Raw genomic sequence first — 19,742 nt, 5'->3', positions numbered from 1 at the left:
GGGGAGCTTAGCTTGTGCGAGGAGCTCCCCAAAAGAAGATTGATACTGTGCCAGGACCAGAATGGCTACCGATGGTAGTGCCAATATTGTTGATTAGCACTTTGCCGTCGCTTTCAAATGAAACTATAATTAGTTGTGACAATAAAAATGCGCTTGAGAGTATCGCAGAATTGACAAAGCTTGATTAGCATATGTAGTTAAAATGGATATATTTGGATAGTTGATTGTATAAAACTAATTAATAGTAGCATCAGATTACTTATTGTAAATACTAATCTGATGCTATTTTTTACTAAAAGACTAACCTAATGTTTTTTTTATTTATGCTGTTGACTCGAGATTTGAGATTTTGCTTAGACATTTATTGCTGACAAATTTTTAGGAATATGATATATTATTCGGGTAACCGTATGAGATGTTCGATTAAACGAATTGATTTGGAGGATAAATAGATTTTTGAATACAAGTAGAAATGTGACAATTGTAAAGGATGCAGATGGAAAAAGCAAAAGCAAATGCTTTTGTTGCACTTAAAGAATTAGTTGCAATTGCCAACAATAAATCTGAAACTCCAGATTATGGTGATAAGCATGGGAAGAAAGCTAAAAATGGATGGTATCGATACGATGTAAGATTTGGAATTCCTGTTTATAATCAAGAGGGAGAACTGGAACGATATAACGTATTCAGAGCAAGAATGTTAGTACGTTGTGAAGAGAATGAGCAATTGTATCTGTATGATTTGGTTCAAATAAAAAAAGAAACGAGCGCGCCGCTTTAGCATATGCTGTACGGTTGAAAACTTCGTTTCTTTACTATGATATTAAAATGTAAAGATGAAAAAGTCAATATGTTATTAAATGATTTTTAAAGGAAAACGAATATGACAATAACAGAACGAATTTTTTGTTTATTAAAGCAAAAAGGAATGACACAGAAAGATTTTTCTATTGCAACAGGTATTGCTCCTAGTACTATTAGCGATTGGAAGAGGAAAGGCTTTACACCGTCAGCTGATAAGATTATGGATATTTGTGCTGCGCTTAATGTATCTCCTGAACAACTTCTGACAGGAACGGGCATTGATAGTGTTGAGGATTCAGTTGAGTATCAGTTGGATTATCAAGGAAAGCAATTAATAGCTGAATATGGAGAACTGAATAGTGATGCGAAGAAACGCCTGATGGCTTATGCCAAGAAGCTAAGAGAGTTGTCACAAATGGAAGAATTATAAGAATGATATTTTAAATCTTAAACTTATCGAATTCGATGGGTTTAAAAAGTTATGGCGGATTACAAAAACAGTTTGATTCAATAAATATCCATATTTTCATACTATTTTCGTATAATTAGATTTGTGATATATAAAAGAGCCTATTTTAGAAGGAGACTGGTGCATTGTCTAACAAGCTGATAAAGGAACCTAAGCGCGAGGAACCAAAAAGAAAGAAAAATAGACTAGCTCCTAAGTATTATCAAGGAATGGTAGTCCCAATTACTATTTTTCATATTATTGTTGGCGTAATTGCAATAATAGATTATTTCTTTGGTGATTGGGATGTGTTACAAACAATGGTCATTTGGTATCCATTGTTGTGCGCTTTTAGAGTAATGTCCTTTAAAAACTTTTGGGAGTTTAGTAATAGTGTCAGTGATCATCATGGCTTAATTAGTATAGCTGGAGTTGTGGCTGTTATTGCTAATTTTTCCATTTTATTCAAATTTAGTTTAGCCATGGATGTGGAAGGTGGGACAAACCGTTTGCTGTTTGTAATTTTTGCTACGGTCTGCTTATATATACTAGCTTCTTTGTTCAGAATATATGTTGTGAAGGTTAAGAATCGGTATATAGATGATTTTTTTGATGCTGTGTGGCTTGTCCTAATCATAGGAGTAATCTGTGTGGGAATATCATCTGTTGGAGTAGGAATGGTTTTTACAGATGGTAGACCAACAACCGAAACTGTTAAAGTAATTGAGAGAGATAAGAGTGTACATCATAGTCGAAGATCTAGTTCAATAACCTACAGTGTCGAAATAAGGCACGATAATGGGGATGCGGAGAACTTTCAAGTATCTAGAAATGTATGGAAAAATGTTGAATATGGAGAACCAGCAAGTATAAAAACTTATGACTGTATATTTGGATACAAGATTAGGAAGCTTGAAGTAGAAGACTAAATCACAGAACAATAACAAGAAAAAATTCCTGTGACACGAATGTGATATTTACAGTGCTAATATGACCCTATCGTAAATAAAGAAAAGGAGGATGGAAATAATGAAAAAACTATCCAAGTTTAGGGGAACATTATTAGCTACAGTAATTATCTTTGGTATGGGAATTTTTTTCAAGGGGACGACGTGCACAGTATACGCGGCTCAGGTTTCATCTTTTTCTGTGAAGGAATCACAGTTTGTAACTGGAGTATATGGAAAGAGTGATGATGGACAGGAAATGGTTCTTGCACTTTATAATAATGGAAAGAAAGACATCGCATTTATTCGTGATGGTAATACCAAATTCTATGGCACCTACACAGTTACTCCTAAAACAATGACAGGGACAACCTATGCTGAGCGTTTTGACGTAAGTGGTGTAACCTTCACATATTTTGAGATGGATAATAGTAGATTTATCATTACAGATGAGAGTGTTGTGTATGCTCTTGAAGATATTTCTGCTTATGAAGTTGAACAGCTCAGATGAGACTGAAAATTGATTGTATATAGAAGAATAAAGTTTATTATTGACGTATATAAGCATGTAGATTAGTATTAAAACCAACAGTGGATAAGGTTAAGACTCATATCGATTCTGATGATTAAGTAAATAAGATTTCTTTGGGAACGGGTTTTTTACCGCGAGTCATATAATATGGAGCGGGTTGCTCGTTCTTTTTCTTTATTATTGTAGAGAATAATTTTTTTTAAGAGGTAGAAATGAAGAAGCAGATATGTTTACTAGTTATTATGATGTTGATAACCACTAGTTGTGGCGGACAAAAGCAATTAGAATCTGATGATAAGGAATCTAAAACCGATGTGGAAGAAATTGCAGAAGACACACAAGATCAAGTAAAAGAAGAAATTGTAAATGTGCTTGATGACTTTAATGATTTTGTAGAAGTGTCTTTTGAACATAAAGAATATCCATCAATAGATGATGGCAAGCCTGATTACAGTGGTATTTACTGCATAGACAATTATTCAACTACATATGGATGCTGCAATATTATTAAACAGGAAGATGGTTCCTATTACTGCAGTGTTTATGAAGCTCGAGCCTTCAATTATGAGGTAAAAGCTGATAATAAATCTGGAAACATTTTAGAGAATGAGACAGGTTTATGCAATAGGAAACTAAAACTTGAAAACTCAGTTCCTTATAAGGTATAATCAAAGTAGCCTAATTACTATAGATTCTTGCTGGCAATTCCTTGTTCTGCCAGCAAGAAGTCATAATATGTAGTGTTAAGCTGCTTTTTTATTAATAAGGTTTTACATTAGGGGGATTTTTCAATGAAACAACTAAAACCAATTACAAACAAGCTGTTATGGATATTTGCCCTGGGGCAGTTTGGCTGGAGCTTGCTTTCAGGTGTGGTATCAAACTGGATGGTTTATTACTACACAGGCACACCATCTGAGCAGAATCCAAACACTGGTATTTTTGCTGCAGGCATCACACAGAATCCAATCTTTTTTAAGCTTACACTGTTTGGCCTTGTGCTTGCAGTTGGTCGTATATTTGATGCTGTGACAGACCCACTTATTGCAGGTTGGTCTGACAGAAGCAATTATAAAGGAGGCCGCCGTATTCCTTTCATGCGTGTTATGGCTATTCCATTTGCTCTTTGTACAATTGGTCTTTTCACAATTCCACAGACTTCAAATCAGGGGCTGAATGATACTGCATTGTTCATTCTTTTGATGGTGTTCTATCTGTTTATGACTATGTTCTGCACACCATACAATGCTCTTATTGCAGAGCTTGGTGACACACAGCGCCACAGAATTAATGTTAGTACTTACATTTCCCTTACCTTTATTGTTGGTCAGTCAATTTCATTCTTGCTTCCAAATCTTGCAGGAGCTCTTACGGGTTCCTTTGGTCAGGCAGGTGGTATCAGAATGGCTGTTGCAATTATGGCCACAATCGCTTGTCTTGCCATGTTGTTCCCAGCGTTTTACATTAATGAACGCGACTACATCGACAGCAAGCCTAGTGACACAAAGCCTTTCAAATCACTTGTTAAGACTTTCTCAAACGGCCAGTTTAGACGCTTTGTTGCCAGTGATGTGATTTACTTCTTCGCGCTTACCCTTTTCCAGACAGGTCTTGCTTTTTATGAGACACAGCTTATGGAAATCGAAGATACATACACCTTCCTGCTTACAGCAACAATGACTTTCATTAGTGTTTGCTTGTATCCGGTTGTAAATATCCTTGCAAAGAAAATTGGAAAGAAGCAGCTTATTATCATAGGTTTCTTTGCATACAGTGTAGTTTTCCTTATCACTACAATGTGTGGTGTGGGACTTCACTGGGGCTTTATCGTAGCAGTTACAGCTGCCATTCCTATGGCAATCCTTGGTATTTTGCCACAGGCTTGTGTTGCTGACGTTGCCGAGCTTACCAGACTTGAGACAGGTGAAGACAGAAGTGGTATGTTCTTTGCAGCTCGTACCTTTGCTTTCAAGATGGGCCAAGCTATTGCTATGGTTGTATTCACATCTGTTACTGTTTCTGGAACAAAGCAAAGCTACAGAACTACAGCACTTATCGCCTTTATCACCTGCTTCATTGGTGCCTGCATCTTCTTCACCTTCAATGAGAAAAAGATTCTTAGTACCATCAGAGAGCTTAAGGGGAGCGACGAAATCTAGAGACCGAATTTTATAATAAATAAACATAACAAAAACACATCTTGTTGGTAGAATTACACTAATGAGATGTGTTTTTTTCATCTAAGGAGGGAAGGTTAGATGATTAAAAAAAGCTTTTTGTCTTTGATACTTGTTATGTTTATGGGCGTTACTTTGATGAGTGGTTGCGGAAATACGGAAAACTCCTCAGCCACTGAAGAGAAGGAAGAGTCTAAAACTGAAGTTCAAACAGATGAGAATGCCAATATCGAAGATAAGGAGGAATATCCAGGTTTTGAAAAGGATTCAATCATTGGAGTATCTCTTCCATGGCTTGGAACCCAGAACTGGACTGAGGCTCAAACTATGTTTACAGATGAGCTTACAGCAGCTGGTTACACACCAATAATCAAGCAGGCTGATCAGAAGGTGGAAACTCAACAAGAGCAAATTCAGTCCATGATAGATGAGGGTGCAAAGGTTATTGTTGTTGGTCCTGTGGATAGCACCAGGCTAAGCGAGGTTCTTGAAAAGGCTAAATCACAAGGAATATATATTATTGGATATGATCGCATTTTAGAAGAGACAACCGGTGTAGATGGTGTAGTTCAGTATAGTAGTTTAAAAACCGGTGAAATTCAAGCAAAAGCTCTTTTGGAGGGCTTGGAAAAACTTAAAGGTGAAGGTCCATACAATATAGAGTTGTTCGGTGGAAGTCCAACTGACCCAAACGCACCAAACTTCTTTAAAGGTGCAATGGCTATCCTTCAACCAATGATTGATGATGGAACTATAGTAGTGGTTTCAGGGGAGACTGATTTTGAAACCTGTGCAACTGAAGGCTGGAACAACGAAAAGGCGAGGGAAAGAATAGATAAGTTATTGAAGGATCATTATTCTGATAAAGATATAGCTGGAGTTCTTTGTCCAAATGATGGTATCGCTAGAACAGTAGTGATAGAATGCGAAAATGCTGGACAGCAGGTGCCTGTGGTTTCGGGACTTGATGCTGAGGATGAATCTGTAAAGTGGGTATGGCAAGGCCGCCAGTATTCAACGGTGGCAAAGCCTACAAGTGGATTGGTTAAAAAGACAATGGAGATTATAAACTCTCTTCAGGCTGGAAAGGGTATGCCAGGTACCAGTGCATCTGCAGGAAATGGACGAATTGTAGTGCCAATCTATGAATTACCACCAGTGCTTGTGACAAAAGAAAACGCCCAGGAGGTCTTTGAAGATGATCCTGCGCGTTTACAATTACTGAATTAAAGCTGTGCTGTACAGTGTGGGCAGCGAGTTGCTTTGATATTTATTTTGCTGAAGCAGTAAGGACAATCCTTTTCGGTTGGAGCTGCTGCTTCGGCTTCTTCTTTATTTTTCTTTACAAGAGCAGTAGCTCTTTCTGTAGCTCTGTTAAGTCCCTTAATGATGCAGAAAATAACAAGTGCTGTAATAAGGAAATTGATTATTGCAGTGATGAAATTTCCATATAGAAGTGTAGGTGCATTTTCACCTGTTCCAAGTGTAACCTTTAACTGCGAGAAGTCTGTACCACCAAATATCCCAAGGATTGGTGTGAGAATATCCTCGTTTAGAGATGTTACGATAGCAGTAAAAGCGCCACCAACGATAACACCGACAGCCATATCCATCACGTTTCCACGCATGATGAAATCTTTAAATTCTGTAACGAAACCTTTTTTTTCGCTCATGACTACCTCCCTTTATGTGTGAATTATTCATCTAACTTTATATATTGTAGCAGTATCATTATTAAATAAAAAGTAATTCATTAAAATTATTCAACAAAGACAAATACCTTAGTTTGTCAGGTTTTATTTATAGGTCAAGTAGGCTATAATATCATTACTATGTCTAAGTAGGAATATATAAAACTAGGAGATTATGTTATGGGTTTATTTGACAAGAAAAAGACAGAAGAGAATATTGCTGTAGAAGATACTGATGTTACATCAACTGTTGATGCAGGAAGAAGATTTCACGTTCTTATAGAAGGCGTTACCAGCATGCTTGATGGTAATGGCAGCATTGTTACAGGTCAGCTTTTTGGAAAGATTGCAAAGGGCGACAAGGTATATGTTTGCATGGCGGCAACACAGCCAATCCAGTGTGAGGTACAGGCAATCGAGGCTACTGTTGATGGTCGTAGCACTATTGTAAACGAAGCAGAGGATACAGCTGTTTCCCTTCAGCTTACACTTCCAGATGATGCAAATGTTAAGAAATACGCTATCGTCACAAATATTGCTCCACAGGAAAAGCTTGATCCAAAGGTATCTGTTGAAAATCCTGCTCTTGCTGGAATTATCAACGGTTTACAGGTACATGCTGAAGACAATGTTTTCCATGCAGCAGTTGCATATTGGGTAAGCCATGCTCGTTTCATTACACCTATCAAGATGGACATTGCTCCAGAGGTTAATGAGCAGGGCGTTGCTGTTATTAAAAAGGATACAAAGATTGGCTTCTACATGCTCAAGTCAACAGTAAAGCTTGCTGGCACACCAGAGGGTTCAGAGAGCATGGTTCTTCCATTGTTTACAGACTGGACTTCACTTCGCAATTGGGAAGGCTTAGCAAAGAATGGCGAGAGAATTCACACTCAGGTTCTTACTTTCCAGGATGTTTACGCTATGCTTAAGCGTGGCGGTGCTTACGCTGGTATTGCAATCAATCCATTCAACAAGATTCCTTGCACATTGCCAGTTCCATATCTTGATACAATCACTGGCACACCAGGATACCAGGCAGAGTTTGGCCCAAAGAATCCTGCACCAGAGGGACAGGCAAATGTCCAGGAGCAGAAGATTAAGGCTGGACAGAAAATTCTTCTTGGAGTACCAAAGGTATGTGAGGAGAATGATGCTATCCGTCAGAAGCTAGTAGAGTATGGACAGTCACATCAGGAAATTCACTCAATTTCTTTCCTTACAAAGATTGAGGAGGAGACAAAGGTGGTTCGTCATCTTGTGGTCCTTGAGTTCCCACAGGATTATGCAAAGGATGATATGAAGGGACACATGGAGGCAATTTATCAGGAATTAAATCCATTGGCTCATGAAATCACTCAGATTGAATATGCAATCAAGGGTTCAATTCCAGCAATTGATGATGTGGTAAATCAGCACCAGGAACAGATGTTGATTTATACAAAGTAAGGACTTCAAAGGTATTATGAAGCGCAGATTTTATAGAACAAGGTTATTACTTAAAAGGATACGTGTAGGATTTTACAATCTACGAGGTATCAGAAATAGAGGCACCAATATGAATAGACCTTTAGTATGGGCACACAGAGGCGCCAGCGGTTATCTTCCAGAAAACACTATGCCAGCATTTGAGAAGGCTGTGGAAATGGGAGCAGACGGAATAGAGCTTGATATCCACAAGACAAAGGATGGACAGCTGGTGGTTATCCACGATGAAAAAATCGATAGAACCTCAAACGGCAAAGGCAACGTTGCTGACTACACTTTAGAGGAGCTTAGAAAATTCAACTACAACTCTACACATCCAGAGTGTAAGCATGCTGACATTCCTACAATGCGAGAGGTTTTTGAGCTGATTAAGCCAACTGATCTTATGATTAATATCGAGATTAAGACAGGTGTTATTTTCTATGACAACATCGAGGCTGATATCCTTGCTATGACAAAGGAATTTGGTATGGAGGATAGGGTTTTATACTCATCCTTCAATCATTACTCTATAATGAAAATAAAGGAACTGGATCCTAGTGCTCGCACAGGCTTCCTTTACAAGGATGGTATTCTGAATATGCCAGAATATGGTAAAGAGCACGGTGTTGAGGCTTTGCACCCAGCATATTTTAATGTTCAGTATCCAAACTTTGTAGAGCGTGCTCATGAGCTTGGTTTAAAAATCAATTCATGGACCATCAACACAAAGGATTATATGAAAATGGCCTGTGATATGGGCCTGGATGGAATCATTACAAATTATCCAGATGTAGCATTAGAAATAGTAAACAGTAGAGCTTAGAATTTATCACCTAGCTTTTCGAGGGGCTACTATGAAATTAATTGAAGACTTAATTATAAAGGAAGAGGATTTTGCCAAGAAAATGGAAGGCGAAATCCTCCCTTTTCTAAATGAACATTCTAAAGAGGGGTATATTACAGCAAAAGATGGCTTGAAACTCCATTACAGGTTTATGGTGAATCCTAAGGAGGAGGCTGCTATTGTAATCTCCCATGGGTTCTGTGAGTTTATTCCGAAATACGATGAGCTTTTATATTATTTTTATGAAATGGGATATTCGGTGTTCATCATAGAACACAGAGGACATGGCTTCTCAGATAGGCTTGTAGAGGGTTTTTCAAAGGTTCACGTAAAGCACTTTGAGGATTATATCTCTGATTTCAACCTATTCATTGAGAAGATTGTAATACCAGAGAGCTTAACAGAGAATCTCTATCTGTTCGCTCATTCTATGGGTGGCGGTGTAGGCGCAATGTATTTGGAAAAACATCCAGATGTTTTCAAAAAAGCAGTACTAACATCACCTATGCTTCAGCTTAAGGTAAACACTAGTCACAAGTTTTTGCTAGCTTTGGTTTGCAAGATTTCTGGTCTTCCTATAATAAACAAGCTATATTTGCCAGGTCATCACGACTACAACAGCACCTACAAATATCCTCGGTGTTCTATGATGTCAAAGCCTAGATACGACTATGTCTTTAACCTTCGAGAGGAGGAACCTCATTACAGAACAAGTGGGGCTACCTTCGGTTGGGGACGAGAGGCTTTTAATGTTTATAAAAAAATTCTTAAAAACGCCCATTTAGTAAAAATTCCTGTTATACTAATGCAAGCGTCACAGGATTCACTTGTTGCTCCTGAGGGCCAAGGTAAGTTTTCTGAAGCGGCAGCAAATTGCAAGCTCATTCGTTTTGAGGGTGCAAAGCACGAGATTTTCAATGCCACTGATGATATTATCCTTGAATACTACAAGACAGTGTTTGATTTTTACAAAAACCCGTAAATGGGTAAGGAGATTTATATGTCAGATCAGGATTTTAGAGAGTTTGATCCAGAAAACTCAAATGGAACAGATATTTCAGACGAAGTAATTGAAGAGGTCACAAACGGAAGCGGACACAACAGCTCCGAGACCAATGATGAAAATAAAGAAAAAAAGCCAACAGAATTTTGCTATATGTGTCGTAGACCAGATACAATCTGTGGTCCACTTATTAAGATGGCACCTGGTATGGGTGTTTGCTCAGATTGTATGCAGAAGACCTTCGATTCCATGGGCAACTTTGGCTTTGGCGGAGGCGACAATTCAAAGAGCAACGTGGATATGAGCAAAATGCCAAATATCAGCTTTTTGAACTTGGGTAATCTTTTTGGAGAAGGCCCTAAGGTGAAAAACGCCCACGGTTCATCTACTGCAAAGCAGGATGAGAAGAGACCTGAGCCAGCCATCGATATCAACAACATCATCCCACCTCACAAAATCAAGGAAAAGCTTGATGAGTATGTAGTAGGTCAGGATTATGCTAAAAAGGTAATGTCAGTAGCTGTTTACAACCATTACAAGCGTGTTGCTACAGGTACTATGGACGATATTGAAATCGAAAAGTCTAATATGCTTATGCTGGGACCAACAGGTTCGGGAAAGACTTATTTAGTTCGTACTCTTGCAAAACTTTTGGATGTACCTCTTGCTATCACTGATGCTACTTCTCTTACAGAAGCAGGCTACATCGGTGATGATATTGAGTCAGTTGTCAGCAAGCTTCTTGCAGCAGCAGGAAACGATGTTGAGCGTTGTCAGCAGGGTATCATCTTTATCGATGAGATTGATAAGCTGGCAAAAAAGAAAAATACAAATCAGCGTGATGTTAGTGGTGAGTCTGTTCAGCAGGGTATGCTTAAGCTCCTTGAGGGCGCAGATGTTGAGGTTCCAATCGGTGCTTCCAGCAAGAACGCTATGGTTCCTACCACTACAATCAATACTAGAAATATCCTTTTTATCTGTGGTGGTGCGTTCCCAGCTATGGACGAGATCATCAAGGCAAGATTAAACAAGCATTCATCTATGGGCTTCATGGCAGATTTGAAGGATAAATATGATGATGATAAAAATATCCTTCAGAAGGTTACTGTAGAAGATTTAAGAGAGTTTGGTATGATTCCTGAGTTTATTGGACGTCTTCCAATTGTCTTTGCTACAGAGATGTTAGATGAGGATATGTTGGTTCGTATTCTTAGGGAGCCAAAAAACGCTATCATAAAGCAGTATGCAAAGCTTCTTGAACTTGATGAAGTTAAGCTTGAATTTGAGGATGAGGCGCTTCATGCAATTGCACGAAAGGCTCTTGATAAAAAACTTGGTGCAAGAGGTCTTCGTTCAATCATAGAAGAGTTCATGCTTGATATTATGTACGAGATTCCAAAGGATGATAATATAGGTCAAGTCATCATTACAGAAGACTATATTGAGAAAAAAGGTGGACCTAGAATCCTGGTTCGTACTGCAGGAATGATACCTGAAAAAGCTGCAGCAAATTAAAATATTTGTATGTTGAAGTTATGTTCTCCGATGGGCATTTGAAATTAATGGTGAATAAGTAACGTTTTGGAAAATTTGTTCAAAATATTCGGACATTTCCTTTACTTTGATAAAGCGTTCTGTTACACTAAATCTAGTCGAACATAGGGTTTGGCAAGTAATATATTGGAGGTACTTTAGCATGAGCAAAGGTACAGTTAAGTGGTTCAACAATTCTAAGGGCTACGGTTTTATTTCAGACGAGGCTGGTAACGATGTATTCGTTCATTTCAGCGGAATTAATTCTGAGGGGTTCAAGACTCTTGAAGAGGGCGCTACAGTTGAGTACGAAGTAACTGACGGAGCAAAGGGACCACAGGCTGTTAACGTAACAGTTGTACGTTAATCAGAATTCATTTAATCATAAGTTTGGGATACCTTTGGTTGTGTTATGAAAAACAGGCTTTAAGGCAATACAAAGATGATTAAGGGGAGAGGCAGCGTAATTGTTTTGATTACGCTGCTTTTTTTTAGGAGGATTTTTGAAACGATTAATTAGAGCATTTATATCTACTTTAATTTCACTTATATTGGCCAGTGTTATTTTTGTTTTGGGCTGCTATGTCCTGAATAGGTACAAGTCGGATGAAGTGATTAGTCCAATGTTGGATGAGCCTGTTGTGGTGGAAAGCGTATCTTATGATAGATATGCATATCAACAGCTGTCAGACGAAGAGAAACAAACATATGACCAAATCTACAATTGTATAAACGAATATGATGACAAGATTACAGTCTCTACCAAAAGCAGTTCTGTATTACAAAGGGCCTACGAAGCAGTTATGGCAGACTATGGTGACTTGTTTTGGGTAAGTGGTTATCAGTACAACACCTACACCTCTGGAGAGTCTGTGGATGGTGTGGAGTTTCTGCCTAAATATACAGTGTCAAAGGAACAGCGTGACATTTACAAGGCTACCATTGAGGAAACTGCAAATGAGTGGCTTTCTGGAATAAGTCAGGATGCTAGCGATTTTGATAAGGCTCTCTATGTTTTTGAAACCTTGATTCAAAAGGTAGATTATGATACAGAAAGCCCTGAAAATCAGAATATTCTTAGTGTTTTCCTTTATCAGTCTACAGTTTGTCAGGGGTATGCAGATGCTGCCTGGTACTTGTTGGAAAAGCTTGGAATAAAGAGCACTGTTATCACAGGAACAGCGAATGGAGAAAGCCATGCCTGGAACCTGGTATATTTGGACGGCGCTTATTACTATATGGATGTAACTTGGGGAAATAGCCGTTATCTCAATGGCAACAATGAAAAAACAAAGCGTGTAAACTATGCGTATTTGGCCATGACCACAGAGGAGATAAGCCAGAACCATGTAATTACATCTTCTTTTGAGGTACCAGAATGCCTTTCAAACGTTGATAATTACTTTGTTCATCAGGGGTTATATTATGATTGGTTTGGGGTGGATGCCATTGGAAATCGACTTGCTCAGTCCTATAATGCCGGTGATAAGGAGATTTCATTAAAATTTAGCAGTTCTGACCTATATTCTAGGGTAATAAGCTTTTTTATAGATGATAATCACCTATCAGACTACATTCAGGGCCAAATATCTGTCTATTATTTACTAGATGAGAACGCAAATGTACTAACAATTCAGTGGTAATGCGCGATTTTTGACACATGTGGTTTTAAATACTACATGTTGAAATAATAAAAACTATTTACGTGGAAAAGGCCTAGTGCTATAATCTTCTCGAGGATAATTATGACTTCTTGTCGGCAGAGTATTGTACTGCCTAAAAGAAGCTATCCATTATTTATTCGGAGGATTACCATGTATAAAATCATTTTAGACAGTTGTGGAGAGCTTACAGAGGAGATGAAAGCTGACGGCCGCTTTGTTAATGTTCCACTTACTTTAGAAATAGATGATGAGCAGATAATCGATGACGAGACTTTTGATCAGGCTAGCTTCATCCAGAAGGTAAAGGCCAGCCCTAACGCACCAAAGTCAGCGTGTCCATCGCCAAATGCATATATGCTTGAGATGGAATGTGATGCAGATAATATCTATGTTGTTACATTATCAGCAGAGCTTTCAGGTTCTTACAACAGTGCTTGTCTTGGAAAGGATTTGTTTGAGGAAGAGGATGATTCTAAGAACATCCATATTTTCAATTCAAAGTCAGCATCCATTGGTGAGACACTTATTGCTATGAAAATTGCAGAGTGTGAGAATGCAGGAATGTCTTTTGAACAGGTTGTTGAGGCTGTTGATGCTTATATCGAGCAGCAGCATACCTTCTTTGTACTTGAGACACTCGAGACTTTTAGAAAGTCTGGACGTTTATCAGGTCTCAAGGCAGTTATTGCAGACACTCTTAATATCAAGCCTGTTATGGGCTCCACAGACACTGGATATATCCAACAGCTTGCAAAGGGACGTGGCATGGCTCAGACCATCGATAAGATGACAAAGTGTGTTATGGATGTTACTACAAATTGCGAAGAGCGTATTGTTGCAATTTCTCATTGCAACTGTCCAGAACGTGCTCTATCATTAAAGAAAAAAATGGAGTCGTTGGCCAACTTTAAGGATATCTTCATTGTAGACATGCGTGGCGTCAGCACTATGTATGCAAATGATGGTGGAGTAATTTTGGTCGTATAATTAAGCATGACATACGAACAGATAGTAAATACAATTGATAATAAACGCCGATTTGGTAAGGCATGTGGGCGAGATGTTACTACAGAATTCATGGAGGTCTTAAGGCATCCAGAAATGGGTAAGCATATCATCCACATTGCTGGAACCAATGGCAAAGGTTCAGTAGCAGCTTTTGTGAGTAGTATCTTACAGGCTGCTTCTTTTGCGTCTGAAAATCCTTTTAAGGTGGGATTGTTTACATCACCACACTTAATAGATTATACAGAGCGAATTCAGATAAATGGCAAACAGATATCCAGGGAGGATGTTACACGAATTGGTGGGCAGCTTCTGGATATTAAGCTAGAGCTAGAGCCTACAATGTTTGATTACTGGCTAGCTATGGCCTTGATCTACTTTAAGGAACAGCAGGTGGACTATATAGTTCTTGAAACTGGCCTGGGGGGGACAAAAGATTCTACTAACGGCTTGGCGCAGCGGCCAGAGGTTTGTTGTATCACCTCTATTGGCTTAGAGCACACTCAGTACTTGGGGAACACTCTTGGTGCCATTGCAGGGGAGAAAGCTGGCATAATTAAGAAGGGAGTGCCAGTTGTAATTGGTCAGATGGATTCTGAGGCAGAGACAGTAATTGAAAATCGTTGTCAGGAACTTGGCTGTAACCTTATTAAAGCTACTTCTGTGGACAAAAATCAAGAATTGGGATTATTTGGTGAATATCAGCGCAAAAATGCGGCAGTTGCTGTGGAAACAGTTAAATGTTTGCAAATTAATATAGATAATCAGACGATTGCAGATGGTCTTGCAAATGCCAAATGGCCTGGAAGGATGCAAATCATATCCCGTAAGCCTTATATTTTGGTGGATGGGGCCCATAATCCTTCTGGAGTGAGGGCTCTCTATGATAGTTTGACTGCGGAATTTCCAAATGAGAGATTTTCATTTATAATGGCAGTAATGGCAGATAAAGATTATGTGGAGATGGCTCAGATAATCAGCCCAGTGGCAGAATCTATATTTACAGTTACTGTGGATTCGGATAGAGCCCTTCAGGCTAAGAAATTGGCAGAAGAGTTATCGGATTTATCCATCAACGCAAAGTCCTGCATCTCTTATGAGCAGGCCCGGGATTTATCTGTGGAAACAGGCCTTAGGACTATAGTTTTCGGTTCTCTTTACTTTATTGGAGAAGTATTGAAGGATTATTAATAGACGGGGAATTGGGTTATGATTAAAACGCGCACAGAAGCACTTAGGACCCTTGGATTAGGGCCAAATGCATCTCAGGAAAAGATAAAAATGGCCTATAAGGATTTGGTAAAACGTTGTCATCCAGATGTAACTGGTAGTGATGATGCCACCCTTTACAATAAAATTGTTGAGGCCTATCAGTTTCTTTGTGCAGATGCGGGTCAGCGACCTTTAACTCATTCAAAGGTGGTAGGAAGAACCACTTCAAGATACTCTTCAAGCAACGCTGACTATGCTGCCTTTCAAAAGAAGATGGAAAAGCAGAAAAAGCGTAAGGCTCAGGAGTTTGAACAGAAGCAAAAGGATCTTTCTGCAATGTACGAAAAGCAGGAGGCAGACTATAAACGAGCTATGGAGGCCATTGATGCAATCAGGGCAGCCAGAGCTATTCAGTCCATGATTTGGGCTAACGGACTAGGGAAGGATAATGAGGATAAAAAAGAATAATCTCACAGTAAATATATTTTGGTCGGTTGTAATGGTTGCATTACCTACCATGTTAGAGCAGATTCTGTCTGTTCTTATGCAGTATGTAGATACAGCTATGGTAGGGCACTTAGGGGCTAACGCTACAGCCGCCGTTTCAACATCAACGACTATTACTTGGCTCATTGGTAGCATACCAGTTGCTTTTGGTGTTGGAGCAATGACACAGATAGCTCAGGCTATTGGCGCAGGAGAGTCTCATAAGATATCTCAGGTGGCAAAACTGAGCCTTTTTTTTGCTGTGGGTGTTGGTGTAGTTGTTGAGGCTATTTGTCTTGTTTGCTGTCCTTTCGTGGCAGGATGGATGGGAGCTTCTGAGGCTATCTCTGAGGCTGCAACTCGCTACTTCTTTTGGGTATCAGTACCTATAGTATTCAAATCCTTGAATATTGTACTTGCCTCGGCTATCCGTGCCACCAAAGATACCAAAACCCCTATGTACATAGGCATTGGGGCCAATCTTTTAAACGTGGTATTAGATTATGTTTTTATCTATTGGTTTGCATTGGGAGTAGATGGAGCTGCTTATGCCACCTGTATCGCAGCCGTGGCTGGAGGTGTGTGTACCCTTATAGCCTTCTTAAAGCATAAAGAGTTTAGGTTCGAAGGAAAATTCTTTGAGATTGACAAAGAAAGTGTGACCCGTATGTGGAAGCTGGCGTTGCCAGTGCTTTTGATAAATGTGGCTTCCACCTCAGGATACGTGGTCTTTGCAGGATTAGTGTCTCATATGGGCACAATAATTTTTGCTGCCCACAGTATTGCTGTTGGTGCAGAAGAGCTGTTTTACATTGGAGGATATGGCTTCAAATCCGCTGCTAACACTATGGTTGGAATATCGTATGGTGAGCAGAACTATGAGAAGTATCGCGCAGTTTGTCGAAGCAGCATTATTGCTACAATTGGAATAATGACTATCAGCGGTGTTTTGCTGTACGCTTTTGCAGGAAATCTGATGGGCTTTTTCACTAATGATCCAGAAGTAATAGCTTTAGGCACAACTGTGCTTAGAATGGTTGCCTTTAACGAGCCTTTCTTCGGCCTATATATTATTTCTGAAGGTATCTATTACGGCCTTGGGCGTACTCGTTATCCATTTATTATTGAGTGTTGTGGCATGTGGCTGGTTCGCATTTTATCCACCTTCATTGGGATTCATTTCTTTGGGATGGGCTTGATTTACGTTTGGTGTTGTATGATTGCAGATAATGTTTTGAAGGCGATTTTCCTTACGGTTCCTGTTAGAAGATTGTGGGCAAAGGCGAATTCATAGATTTCAGGTGTCAAGGTTTCTCTTCGAGGAGAGGCGTTATAAAATATAAATTTATTTCAAATAATAGTTGACATATAACGTTTTAGATGTTAAAGTGTTGCCAATTGAGAGTGAAAAATTAGTATGAAAGAGGTGAAGTATGGAACTTACAACACTTAACAAAGAATATAAATTATTACGTGAAGAAGTTGAAGAAAAATTTGTTAAGATGAGCATGATTGATGCTAATATAAATTTGGTGGAAGAGTATTGGATTACTTCAGACCATACTTTGGGGAATGCGACAGCTTATTTCAGCACTTATGAAATGGGTATTGAGTATGCACTTGATCGTGTTGATTATAGAATGACACTTAATGCAGATGGTCAGAAGCCATTTATCATTTTAGTTAACGGAAAAGCTATTAACACTTACGGCCAGCTTGAAGCTTTCCTTAATGGCGAGTTTAAGATTAAGGCTGACAATGTGGTTGAAAGCAACGTATTGAGATTATATTCATAATTGAATTTATTGAGAGTAGAAGCTCTAGTGGTTAGATGAAGGCTAGCCATTAGGGCTTTTTTATTTAGGTCGTCCCGTCTCGATTGAAGTGCTCTTTAATACAAAAAAAGTCACCCAAATTTGGGATGACTTTTTTGTATTAAAAGAGCGCGAGACGGGACTCGAATATTGGGTGTGTTCACAAACACTAGTAAAAAGGAGGTTTGCAGGACTGTCATTTTTATCTGTACCCTTTTTGTACCCCTATATTGAATCCTTATATATAAGTATTATCAATAATAAATTTTGAATTTTAAATTCGATACCGTGGTAGTCAATATTTTAACAAAAGAGCCATTAGCTCAATAACAAGCTAATGACTCTCAATCTATAATGATATATCAAATCCTTTACTCACAAGATTAGTACCATACTCACCTTGAGTTTTCACAAGTGATGCTTCGATATCTTTTCTTGAAATCTTATTTATGATACTTGAGTCAAACGATTGACCGATCTGCCAGTTTGGATTTTCCTTTTTCACTGCATTATAAAAAGCCATTTTATAAGCTTGCTCATACTGACCAAGCGTCCAGGTCCCCTTTAAACGTTTATTGATACTAGTGCTCCGTTGATAGCCTTCGAATATCTCAGAACGTCTGGTAGTGTCACCATTCGAAACACCATTCTCTTGAATATAATGCCTCTTTGTTTCTTGGAACATCTTTTCTTTCCATTCTTCTGGAACATCAATGATTTGATGAGCCTCTTCAAGACTTACTCCATCCATAGACATTCCTGCAACTCCACCAGGTCCATTTAATAGATTCCCTTTGGAATCATACCACTGCATATGCGCTCTCATGTTAGCTTCACGTCCACCGAGCATTTCATACAGCATTTTTTGCTCTGGTGTCATCATCATTTCAGCTTCTAAGATTCCAGCAAGGTTATCCTTGGCAGCAGCTTTATATTGCAAACTATTTTTATTTATAGTTTTATACTGATAATTGTCTTGGACTCCATGTCCATTAATTCCTGTAATACCCATAGAGATAAACCTCCTTGTGTTGATACAGAGCAAATCCTTTTGCCCACAACATCCCTATATCTATATCGGTATTTATCAATAATAATTTAGTCCAAACAAACAATATCTTTTGTACGTCAAAATCTTTTAATATAGCTTATTTAGACTTTTAAAGGAGAGCATCATTGCCCTCCTTGTTTCATTATTCACTATTCAGTTATCTCAGCTATATTACTCTTTTATTCAACGAATTCTTTCCCATAAAAAACATTCCAATATTATGAGCGTGAGACGGGGTGCGGGTGTCCAGTGGACACCTCTGCGAAGCAGAAGCACCGACTGATCCGGCAGACGGGACTCGAATATTGGGTGTATTCGCAAACACTAGTAAAAAGGAGGTTTGCAGGACTGTCATTTTTGTCTGTACCCCTTTTGGAACTATCATTCTACATACATAGAGTGTAATAAAATGTATATTCCTCTTTTTTAACAGCGTTCATTTGCAATTTGCAATTTAATAATAACTTCAAAAATTATCAACAAAGTAAACGGTAAATCATGAGTACCTCGTTCCATTTGTTCAGATTTGAGATAATTCTGTATAACAACTATGGATTGTATGGAAACTATGGACATAGTTCTCATACAAGTCATAAAACCCGAACATACAGGAGGATACTCATATGAAAAATTCAGCTGCCTTAAAAAAACAGATGCGTTATCAGCAATGGGTTGAAGAAGTTAAAGACTTCAATTCCAGACCCAAAGACATGACAGTTCGTGAATGGTGTGCCATTCACGATATTAAACCACCAACGTTCTATGATCACATGCGAAGAGTTCAGGACTATTTCGCAGGTCAGCTTCAGTCTATAGATGAATCTAATCAGATGGTTGTTAGTGAACCTACTTTTGTTGAAATATCACCTGCTATCACTGAACCAAAACCAGTAACGTATGGAGTAGCTTCAATCATTTGTGGCAATGCTCGTATAGAAATATCAGAAGATATTTCGGAAGAGTTTCTATTAAAACTGATAGGAGCAATAAGCCATGCTCAATGACACTACCAGTTTTAAGAAGATATACATTGCTACAGGTTACACTGATCTTCGCCAAGG

The 19,742-nt window shown here is 38.7% G+C and carries 21 protein-coding genes and 1 pseudogene; 19 read left to right on the top strand and 3 right to left on the bottom strand.

What is annotated here, in order from left to right; genetic code table 11:
- Positions 1-7: 7 nt before the first annotated feature.
- Positions 8-109, bottom strand: a pseudogene (locus BLR54_RS15260) (DegV family protein); the annotation flags it as partial.
- Positions 110-496: 387 nt separating this feature from the next.
- Between BLR54_RS15260 and BLR54_RS11905 the strand changes: the two are divergent.
- The 7 genes from BLR54_RS11905 to BLR54_RS11875 all read left to right on the top strand — a co-directional run bounded on the left by BLR54_RS11905 (position 497) and on the right by BLR54_RS11875 (position 6,138).
- Entirely contained in the window at positions 497-781 is a 285-nt protein-coding gene (locus BLR54_RS11905; protein ID WP_090421378.1) for a hypothetical protein, read from the top strand.
- Positions 782-883: 102 nt separating this feature from the next.
- Positions 884-1,234, top strand: coding sequence for a helix-turn-helix domain-containing protein (locus BLR54_RS11900; protein WP_090421376.1), 351 nt, complete (start codon positions 884-886; stop codon positions 1,232-1,234).
- Positions 1,235-1,398: 164 nt separating this feature from the next.
- Positions 1,399-2,181: a hypothetical protein gene (locus tag BLR54_RS11895; RefSeq protein ID WP_090421374.1), complete on the top strand. Its 783-nt coding sequence runs from the start codon at positions 1,399-1,401 to the stop codon at positions 2,179-2,181.
- Between the two features lie 100 nt (positions 2,182-2,281).
- Positions 2,282-2,710, top strand: coding sequence for a hypothetical protein (locus tag BLR54_RS11890; protein WP_090421372.1), 429 nt, complete (start codon positions 2,282-2,284; stop codon positions 2,708-2,710).
- Positions 2,711-2,943: 233 nt separating this feature from the next.
- Positions 2,944-3,399: a hypothetical protein gene (locus BLR54_RS11885; protein WP_090421370.1), complete on the top strand. Its 456-nt coding sequence runs from the start codon at positions 2,944-2,946 to the stop codon at positions 3,397-3,399.
- A 123-nt stretch (positions 3,400-3,522) separates the two neighbouring features.
- On the top strand, positions 3,523-4,890 hold the full coding sequence (locus BLR54_RS11880; protein ID WP_090421369.1) for an MFS transporter: 1,368 nt from the start codon (positions 3,523-3,525) through the stop codon (positions 4,888-4,890).
- A gap of 99 nt (positions 4,891-4,989) precedes the next feature.
- A complete protein-coding gene (locus tag BLR54_RS11875; protein WP_090421367.1) occupies positions 4,990-6,138 on the top strand; it encodes a substrate-binding domain-containing protein in 1,149 nt (382 codons plus the stop codon).
- Here the strand turns inward: BLR54_RS11875 and mscL are convergent.
- Positions 6,135-6,581 carry a large conductance mechanosensitive channel protein MscL gene (mscL, locus tag BLR54_RS11870; RefSeq protein WP_090421365.1) on the bottom strand — a complete coding sequence of 149 codons (447 nt, stop codon included), beginning with the start codon at positions 6,579-6,581 and terminating at the stop codon, positions 6,135-6,137. The two genes, BLR54_RS11875 and mscL, sit on opposite strands and share 4 nt — an antisense overlap.
- Before the next feature lie 198 nt (positions 6,582-6,779).
- Here mscL and BLR54_RS11865 point away from each other — a divergent pair, with 198 nt between their 5' ends.
- From BLR54_RS11865 to BLR54_RS11815, 11 genes are all read left to right on the top strand, one after another.
- Entirely contained in the window at positions 6,780-8,048 is a 1,269-nt protein-coding gene (locus tag BLR54_RS11865) for an SseB family protein (RefSeq protein ID WP_090421363.1), read from the top strand.
- A gap of 109 nt (positions 8,049-8,157) precedes the next feature.
- Entirely contained in the window at positions 8,158-8,892 is a 735-nt protein-coding gene (locus BLR54_RS11860; protein ID WP_090421361.1) for a glycerophosphodiester phosphodiesterase, read from the top strand.
- Between the two features lie 31 nt (positions 8,893-8,923).
- A complete protein-coding gene (locus BLR54_RS11855; RefSeq protein WP_090421359.1) occupies positions 8,924-9,895 on the top strand; it encodes an alpha/beta fold hydrolase in 972 nt (323 codons plus the stop codon).
- Between the two features lie 18 nt (positions 9,896-9,913).
- Positions 9,914-11,431: an ATP-dependent Clp protease ATP-binding subunit ClpX gene (gene clpX / locus BLR54_RS11850; RefSeq protein ID WP_090421357.1), complete on the top strand. Its 1,518-nt coding sequence runs from the start codon at positions 9,914-9,916 to the stop codon at positions 11,429-11,431.
- A 181-nt stretch (positions 11,432-11,612) separates the two neighbouring features.
- Positions 11,613-11,816, top strand: a complete 204-nt coding sequence (locus tag BLR54_RS11845; protein WP_028235478.1) for a cold-shock protein — start codon at positions 11,613-11,615, stop codon at positions 11,814-11,816.
- Positions 11,817-11,952: 136 nt separating this feature from the next.
- A complete protein-coding gene (locus BLR54_RS11840) occupies positions 11,953-13,092 on the top strand; it encodes a transglutaminase domain-containing protein (RefSeq protein WP_090421355.1) in 1,140 nt (379 codons plus the stop codon).
- A gap of 171 nt (positions 13,093-13,263) precedes the next feature.
- Entirely contained in the window at positions 13,264-14,100 is an 837-nt protein-coding gene (locus tag BLR54_RS11835; RefSeq protein WP_090421353.1) for a DegV family protein, read from the top strand.
- Between the two features lie 6 nt (positions 14,101-14,106).
- On the top strand, positions 14,107-15,309 hold the full coding sequence (locus BLR54_RS11830; RefSeq protein WP_090421352.1) for a bifunctional folylpolyglutamate synthase/dihydrofolate synthase: 1,203 nt from the start codon (positions 14,107-14,109) through the stop codon (positions 15,307-15,309).
- Positions 15,310-15,327: 18 nt separating this feature from the next.
- On the top strand, positions 15,328-15,798 hold the full coding sequence (locus tag BLR54_RS11825) for a J domain-containing protein (protein ID WP_090421350.1): 471 nt from the start codon (positions 15,328-15,330) through the stop codon (positions 15,796-15,798).
- Complete coding sequence (locus BLR54_RS11820; RefSeq protein WP_090421348.1) at positions 15,779-17,110, top strand: MATE family efflux transporter; 1,332 nt, start codon at positions 15,779-15,781, stop codon at positions 17,108-17,110. The genes BLR54_RS11825 and BLR54_RS11820 overlap by 20 nt, the downstream gene beginning before the upstream one ends.
- 139 nt (positions 17,111-17,249) lie before the next feature.
- Positions 17,250-17,612 (top strand): hypothetical protein, encoded by a 363-nt coding sequence (locus BLR54_RS11815; protein ID WP_090421346.1) that lies wholly within the window; start codon positions 17,250-17,252, stop codon positions 17,610-17,612.
- 367 nt (positions 17,613-17,979) lie between these two features.
- On the opposite strand, the gene BLR54_RS11810 is transcribed toward BLR54_RS11815, so the two are convergent.
- The gene (locus tag BLR54_RS11810) at positions 17,980-18,642 is read right to left on the bottom strand and encodes a DUF3879 family protein (protein ID WP_090421344.1); all 663 of its coding nucleotides are present in this window, start codon (positions 18,640-18,642) and stop codon (positions 17,980-17,982) included.
- Between the two features lie 662 nt (positions 18,643-19,304).
- Here BLR54_RS11810 and BLR54_RS11800 point away from each other — a divergent pair.
- Positions 19,305-19,685 carry a hypothetical protein gene (locus BLR54_RS11800; RefSeq protein ID WP_090421340.1) on the top strand — a complete coding sequence of 127 codons (381 nt, stop codon included), beginning with the start codon at positions 19,305-19,307 and terminating at the stop codon, positions 19,683-19,685.
- Positions 19,686-19,742: the final 57 nt, after the last annotated feature.

Origin of the sequence: Pseudobutyrivibrio sp. YE44 (genome assembly GCF_900104335.1) — a bacterium.
Taxonomy (GTDB): Bacteria; Bacillota; Clostridia; order Lachnospirales; family Lachnospiraceae; genus Pseudobutyrivibrio.
This window is presented reverse-complemented; position numbering and strand designations above follow the sequence as displayed.